Here is a 1,168-nt window from a genome sequence, read left to right on the forward strand (position 1 = left end):
GTCACCTGCCTGCCCAACCGCGATTGCTGAGACTGCGGCGCCGCCGTCAAGTTCGGTGTCAGGCAGCGAGAGCGCGATGTCGTCGCTTCCGTGCGGGAGGACCTCAAGATCGTAGGAGCCAGCGTCAACAGGAACGTACTCGCTGGCGCTTCGGAATTCGATATTTTCACACAGGGTCGGACCACCGTTAGCGACTCGCACGTCGACGGCGGGAGCGTCCGGTGAGGCATGAACAAACCGGACGTGAGTTTGGTCGGCTTCGACATCACCGGGGGCGTCGGAAAGTACTGTACACTCGGCTTCAGCGAGCATACCAGTCGCAAGCGCCGAGTACGCGCGGTCTGCCTCAAGTTCGACTGTCAGATCGAGGACTGCCTCGTCGTCGCCATGCGGCGTGACAGCGATCTCGTGGCTTTCAGCTGGCAGCTCGGCGTACTCGCTGATGGTTTCGAATGGCACGTCTTCGAAGGCGATTTCGCCGTCGACGTGGACATCGACGTTCGGTGCGTCCGGACAACAGTGACCAACGCGGACGGATGCGGTTTCTGCCATACCAATTCTTGTTGCTCGTGCCAGAAGTTTCAATCTATATATGTGAACAAAATATATTATATATGGGTATGAGCCGTACGGGGAACACCGGAGCACGCAGTTTGTGCTCCCCGAGGCGGCGTTGTATACCGACTTCAGCTACAGAGGCGAAAACGACCGCAACTCCAACTCGGCCAGCGAGCGATGGACCGGGTCCGAGCAGGACTTCGGTCAGGGGGCCAGTCGTTTTCGTGTGCGTGAGAGCAGAACCGACCCAAGTTATCGAAGACGAAGGGCGCGTCGTGGGCCTGTCTTCTCATCAGACTCATCGGTTTCCTCGCTGTCTCGGCATTGGACTGGAGCTGCCGCGTGGTCGTCCAGCGAGGGTTCATCGGTGTGCTGTTCCGCTCTGGTCGAGATAGTCGTCTGTGTGCTCGACTCGCGCGCTGTATCTCGCACGACGATCCGAATGTCTCCCTGAATTGGTAGAACTCCCGATATTCAACCCGCACTCTTCAGCGACCAGCTGTTTCAGGCGAGAACGTGTCTGTAGAATAGGATTTCAACAGAGCCAAATAGCTGATTGCGGACCGACGGAGAACGTCTCCAAAGCCAGCTGTTTATATATAAATAGTTG

The 1,168-nt window shown here is 57.4% G+C and carries 1 protein-coding gene; it reads right to left on the bottom strand.

Annotated elements, in window-relative coordinates:
* On the bottom strand, positions 1 to 552 hold a 552-nt coding region (locus tag EXE44_RS16900; RefSeq protein WP_137717976.1), incomplete at its 3' end, for a DUF4397 domain-containing protein.
* Between the last annotated feature and the right edge of the window lie 616 nt (positions 553 to 1,168).

The sequence above is a fragment of the Halorubrum sp. SS7 genome (assembly GCF_005435055.1).
GTDB lineage: Archaea > Halobacteriota > Halobacteria > Halobacteriales > Haloferacaceae > Halorubrum > Halorubrum salinarum.